Below are 6,389 nucleotides of genomic sequence, written 5' to 3' on the forward strand. Positions count from 1 at the left end.
TCTTATGGCGGGTGGTCAAATTTTGACCATCCGCCGACTTGTATTATAATTGCTACTATATCTGTAATTTAAATGATTTTTGCCACTACTGCGCAAAATAGATATCGGTAAAAAGGGTCCCCGCCCAGGGGCGAGGCGCGAGTGCATCGTAAATTCGCTGCCGCCAAAGGCGGCGGAACCCTGCAATCATGGAATGATTGTTTGCCTCCATAGTGAGGAAAATGCCCCTCATCCCGCGTTCCCATTCTTCACGAATCAGAATCCAGCGCAACGGGCGACGCTCATCTCGAAGAAGGTCCTGCCATAATCAAGCCCTTGTCAATCATTGTATCTGCATATTTCGGAAAGGGTACTTACTTCATCCATTCAGCCTTCATGGAACTGTTTTGAAAGCTGCGCAAATGTCGAATTAGGCAGTACCTGTTTAGCGGGAATAAAGAGATATCGCCACGGCTTATATCCGTTTGCTTTGCACCACCGGGTCGCCACATCGCAATATTGAATGCCCCGCTTTTTCTTGGCAATTACATCCGGGTCTTCCATGTCCTTTTCCGCCTTGACCTCGATCAGATAACAGCAATCCGCGGTTTCTACCACAAAGTCCGGTTCATAACGCTTGCCTCGGTTATAAGTAATATTGAACTCATTGGGAGCAGGGCGCAGCCACTTCAGCACGTCTTCGTCTCTTTCCAGAACACGAGCCAGCGTGAGTTCGCCCTCCTTAGAATCGAACTTCGCCTCCGCAAAGACCCCTTTTTTTATTCCTTCAAACAGGACGGAGTGGATGTCACCCTCAAAATCTTCATATAACCCCACGCGCTGCTTACAGCCCAATTTCTGTCGCAGATTACTGCATTTCAGGTCAATGACTTCCTCCTGCAAAAAACCATTCTCACAGTAGAAGTGCTTCATCATTTGCATGTAGATTTTGTTGGCAAGGTCGCGCCGGTACATCATCACGATATTCTGCATCCCATTTTTCCCAAAAGCGGCCTCATAGTGGCCGCATGCCTGGGTAATGAGCTTGAACAGCAAAACCGAACAGCGTTCATAATCGATCTCCGGCTTTTTGCGCAGCTCCTCCAAAATGACCTTTGGGGGGTTGTAGCCCTCAAAGTCAATGGCATCTCCCTGGATTCGCTGCCGGTCGCTCATGTCCTCAAGATTTTGGATCAACAGCTCGTTTCGGATAGGAGTATGGGTAAACACAGACAAATCAAGGTCAAAGTCAACGAACACATATTCCTCCACACCGGTATCCGTCACACGGATACGGGGAATGGGAATATATTTTCCCATAATCATGGTATAGGTCTGTTCGCTTTCCTCCCCAATCCACGCAAGGAATGGGTTCTCGTTGTCCTTAAAGGTCTTGCCCAAATCCTGATGCTCTTCTATCTTTTGTTTTACCGCCTGTACGATCTTATGCTTCTCCGGCTCGGCTGGGACAGTGGGGGAGTTCCCGCTATGCGCGATATAGCGCTCCGTTTCCTCCCGAAGATAGTCCTTTACCGTTTTCAGGAGCGCATCGTTCTCCTCACACTCCACAAGTCCGGTCTGCGCATAGGCCCGCTCCAATTCCCGGTCTGGTTCAATAGCCAGTGAGAGCTGGGTATAGACAACCTCCTCAGGCTCGTCCAGTTCCTCCTCTGCCTTGATGACATTACCTGCCTTAAAAATGGAATCCCCTTTTTGCGCCTCTGCCAAAATGTCCTGAAACTTGTCGTGGGCGGTCAGCATGACGGCGTCCACATCCCTATCCCCGGTACGCTCGCCATAGGGCAGACGCAGTCCCCGTCCCACCATCTGCTCCCGCAGGATTTTGGAGGCGGCCGTACGGAGAGGTACGATGGTGTAGAGGTTGTTGACGTCCCAGCCCTCCTTCAGCATATTGACATGGATGACGATCTCAATCGGGTTGTCCGAGCTCTCTACATCCAACAGCAACCGAGTATTGGCCTCGGTCTCCGCGCCCTTCTGCTTGGAATGGACGGTGATCGTCTTACCGCGGTACGCGCCATTTCGGAACTCATCCGATTTGATAAAATCCTCCACCCATGCCGCATGGCCAGTATCCTTGCATACCACCAGCATAAAGGGCTTCACGGTCCGCACCGGTTTCTCTGGTGTGCTGTGATTGGCTGCGTATACCTCCAGCTTCGTTTTTGTCCTTTCGTGGCAAGCGATACCGTCCAGAAGCATCATTTTATCAAGTTGCTCGTCCCCAAAGTTGTAAAAGTCGATATCGGAGCGGGTCACAGCAAAGGGCGTTCGGGTATAGCCGTCCTCAATTGCTTTCGACAGTGGGTATTCGTAGACCACATTCTTAAAGGGAACCTGCTTTGTACCACTTGATACAAGCGGCGTTGCGGTCAGTTCCAGGCCCAATAGCGGATGCAGGTCGTTCAGCGCCTGCGCGCCTTTCTCCGCCCGGTAATGGTGGGATTCGTCCATAATCAGGACCATATCAGGCAGGTTGGAAAGATACTGATAGAACGAGTCGCCCAGCAGCTCGTTCACCTTGCGCATATTTGCGCCCTCTTTGTTGAACTTGTCAATGTTGTAGATAAAGATATGAATATCTGAATCGTACAAGGAGATTGTCTTATCTCGATAATCATCATCTGTGATAATCTGTGGCAGAACAGGGAAGCAGCCCAGGCCTTTAAAAACATATTTTTGACTGTTGCTATCGCTCAAGTCCTTTTTCAGCTTGTCATAGATGGTAGTATTGGGCGCAACTACAAAGAAATTTTTGATATTGTGCTGGGTGTACAGATAGGCTATGAATGCCCCCATCAATCTGGTTTTGCCTACGCCGGTAGCCAAGGCAAAGGTCAGGGACATGAAATCCCGCTCAAAGTCCGAGCAGGTGGGGTACATCGCGTGGACGCTTCCCAGCGCCGCCTTTAAATTCATGTCCTTGCGGAGATTGACAGAGGTGACGATCTCCTCCAAAATCTTTAGTGAAGCAGTCTGCGGCTTGCGCAAAGACATCACGCCGCTGATATAATCCGTGGTGTATAAGGGGAAACGCTCATTCATCATGTGCCACCTCCTCATCCTCATAGACCGGAGGATGTACAATGTTCAGACTATAATCGTCCCTGCCAAACTCACAGCGGTCAAGGAGCATTTGCGGTATTTTCTTCACCGCGATCGTTTCATATGCCCTATCCAGCCCCTTGTCATAGGAACGGCAGGCAATCACCAGATACTCCCCTTCCTCCATGCTGCCCTTGATAGATTCCAGATAGGCTGAGGTCAGGTGGCGGGTCGTGGTAAAGAGGAAACTGTTTTCGTTCCCGACCGCCTGCTTCCAGAATAAGTCGGCGCTCGGTTGATAGGTAAAGCCTTCGTGGAGGGCCACTGCCGCGGCCAGCGCGTCAGCGTCATAATCCGGATTAATAATCGCTTCTCCAAAGGCATCCATATTGATTAGGGTGGGGGCAAGCTCGTAAAAGCGGTAGCCACCGCCACCTTGCCAGTTTTGGCTTTTGGTAATACCGCCCTGGTCTTCCCCTGCGATCACCTTATCCAAACGCACCTTACAGTGGGTGTAAGCATGCTCGCCCATCTCTATGCCGATGTACCGGCGTCCCATCTTGTGGGCGACGGCGGCGGTGGTGCCGGAGCCAAGGAAGGAGTCGAGGACAAGATCGCCGGGGTTGGTAGCAATGTAAATGATACGCTCAATGAGGCGTTCCGGTTTGGGTGTATCAAACACATTTGCTGCACTAAACAAGGAAATAATTTCCTTTTTTGCTTCTTGGTTATGACCAACTTCTTTATTTGTCCACCATGTCCAAGGGATTACACCTTCATGTTCTGATAAAAACGTTTTTCGGCGAGGCATAGCACAACCATCCGGACCAAACCAAATCCTATTTTCAGCTACTTGCTGAAGAAAAACTGCCTCTATATTCTTCCAACATTTACCGTCTGGTGGCGTAAATGTTGTTCCACCAGGTGTTGTAATTTCATACATTTGATTAGGCCGATATCCTTGCGCAGTATAATCGGCAGATGTCCAGTCGCCACGAGGATCATGATCCGGATTCTTATAAGTTGACGCCTGCTCTGCGCTTAAGGGCAACCTATTTCTGACCTTTTTGAATTTTTCTCTGTCTTTAACATAAAGCAAAATATACTCATGCCCATCACTGATAACTGCTCGCATATCGGGGGAAGTACGTTTTTGCCATACCATTGATGACACAAAATGTTCCCTTCCGAACAGTTCGTCACAGAGGACCTTCATATATGCTTGTTCATCATCATCGATGCTGATCCAGATACTGCCCTCCTCACGCAGAAGGTTCCACAAAATTTCCAACCGAGGCCGCATCAAATTCAGCCACTGGCTATGCTCCAGATTGTCGTCATAGTGTTCAAAGGCGGAGCCTGTATTGTATGGAGGGTCGATGTAAACACACTTCACCTGCCCGGCAAACTTCTTCTCCAGCGCCTTCAGCGCCAGCAGGTTGTCGCCGTGAATAAGCATGTTATCCGTATCTGGGGCAAGGGTGCAGTTGGACAAGGCTGGAGCTTCTATCAGCAGTCGCGGCTCCACCTTGATCGGCTCGTCCTTCCCATACCATGTCAGCTCCAGCTTGTTTGCCATTACCGTGTCCTCCATCCGTAGGATTTGCGTCAAAACACGCTCATTCCACAAAAATATATTTATTCGTGTACCATAAATACACCAAGATGGTAAAACCCCTTCACCATCTTTCGGTAGCCGCCAGGCTTTTTAAGCAAACACCAAAGGTGCTGTTTGAATAACTCCCGATGAGTTCTTAGTTAAGCTGCTTATAAAGGCCTTAATGAAACGTGACAGTAAGACCGAGCGTATCATCCATACACTTAAACTTACGAAAATTGCATAGTCGCAATTCCAAAGTGATCATGACTATTTATTTATTATATCACAGAATATTCTATTTGTACCGTGCTTTTGATGTGTCCCTTCATTTCTTGGACCTATTAAAAGTCATCTGGTCAATGATTGGTTCGTGGGCGTCTTCCACCAAGTACATTGCAAGTTGGCCTTGATTTTTCACCTGTCTGCCGGTTAGAAAATCCGGTGTGTAGGACTTCTGCATCAGCACCCGTCCGATGTATTTCATGTTGCTCAGCATCCGGTCAATGGTGGACGTGCTCCACTCCGCTTTGCCCGTCACTGTTCTGATTCCATGTTCCTCTAAGTATCGCTTTATCTTGCGGACTCCGTTTCCTTGAAGATACAGCTCGAAAATCTTTCGCACGATTTCGGCTTCCTCTGGGACAACCTTTAACTCACCATCGCGGCCTTTGGTGTAGCCCAGAAACTGCGTGTGGTTGAGGAGTGTCCTGCCGCTCTCCATTCGACGGCGCATACCGAACTTTACATTCTCACTGTGGGACTGGCTCTCTGCCTGGGCCAGCGTGGCATATTGATCAATAATGCTGTCACTAGTTGTTAGAGTATCGAATCTGCCGACTTCAAAGTAAACCCCTATACTCATTTTCTTTAGCCTGCTGATATCTTTGATAGTTGTTAATGTGTCCCTGCCGAATCGGCTGATGGACTTGGCCAAGATCAAATCAATTTTGCCATTCTTACGATCTTTCATCATCTGCTGATAGCCGGTTCTCTTTTTTATTCGAACGCCGGAAGCATTGTCGGAATAGATGCCCGCGAGTGTCCAGTTGATTTGTTTACGGATGTAGTCGGTATAGAACTCGATTTGATTTTCCAAACTTCCAAGCTGCTCCTTGCTATCGGTACTGACCCGGCAGTAGGCTGCCACCCGAAGGGGCTGTTCCACGAGTGGCTTTTTTACCGTTACTGGCTGTATATCAATTCTTTTGGACATGACAAAACCTCCATGATCATTACTGAAAATCAGTATATCATGGAGGTTTTATTAAAAGTAAAAGCTACATTTCAGCCCTGTAGAGCAAGGCTAAAATGTAGCTTATGAGTTGGTCTGAGTAGTGGGACTTGAACGCACAGCCTCTTAAGCCCAAAGAAACCTGGGAAAATTTTCAGATTTCTTTATAGCCGTTCCCGATAGTTCACGCTCAGTTTTACTTTCTCTTTGACACTCTTATGTCCGCTGTTTCCATGTATTCTGCAGCTTTTTTGAAAATAAATGTGGTAAAAAACGCTTTCCGCACCAAGCTGACGATACTTCACTGATTCTGGCTGCAGTGACCGCATTAGAGTATGTGTCCATATAAAAGACACAAACACAACCAATATCTTGACCTATTCGCCGTTTATATCAGGGATGGTACAAAAGATAAACACTTCCCGGCTCATTACGTTGATCATTCTAACCTCAACGGCGGGTAAGCTGAGGGCCCCAGGCACAAAGTCAAAGCCTTGGTGGTGCATGATCTCC

General features: G+C 48.3%; 3 protein-coding genes. All 3 read right to left on the minus strand.

Annotated features, from left to right (window positions below):
• Positions 1-366: 366 nt before the first annotated feature.
• The 3 genes from CZ203_RS00900 to CZ203_RS00910 all read right to left on the minus strand — a co-directional run bounded on the left by CZ203_RS00900 (position 367) and on the right by CZ203_RS00910 (position 5,858).
• Positions 367-3,048, minus strand: a complete 2,682-nt coding sequence (locus tag CZ203_RS00900) for a DEAD/DEAH box helicase family protein (protein ID WP_235847425.1) — start codon at positions 3,046-3,048, stop codon at positions 367-369.
• The gene (locus CZ203_RS00905; RefSeq protein WP_087064227.1) at positions 3,038-4,624 is read right to left on the minus strand and encodes a site-specific DNA-methyltransferase; all 1,587 of its coding nucleotides are present in this window, start codon (positions 4,622-4,624) and stop codon (positions 3,038-3,040) included. The genes CZ203_RS00900 and CZ203_RS00905 overlap by 11 nt, the downstream gene beginning before the upstream one ends.
• Positions 4,625-4,970: 346 nt before the next feature.
• Positions 4,971-5,858 carry a recombinase family protein gene (locus CZ203_RS00910; RefSeq protein WP_087064228.1) on the minus strand — a complete coding sequence of 296 codons (888 nt, stop codon included), beginning with the start codon at positions 5,856-5,858 and terminating at the stop codon, positions 4,971-4,973.
• Between the last annotated feature and the right edge of the window lie 531 nt (positions 5,859-6,389).

The organism is Intestinibacillus massiliensis, assembly GCF_900155735.1.
GTDB lineage: Bacteria > Bacillota > Clostridia > Oscillospirales > Butyricicoccaceae > Intestinibacillus > Intestinibacillus massiliensis.

What these genes read in the sequence shown, in the direction of transcription:
- CZ203_RS00900 (WP_235847425.1), bottom strand. Translation starts at nt 3,048, where the DNA reads ATGATGAATGAGCGTTTCCCCTTATACACCACGGATTATATCAGCGGC.
- CZ203_RS00905 (WP_087064227.1), bottom strand. Translation starts at nt 4,624, where the DNA reads ATGGCAAACAAGCTGGAGCTGACATGGTATGGGAAGGACGAGCCGATC.
- CZ203_RS00910 (WP_087064228.1), bottom strand. Translation starts at nt 5,858, where the DNA reads ATGTCCAAAAGAATTGATATACAGCCAGTAACGGTAAAAAAGCCACTC.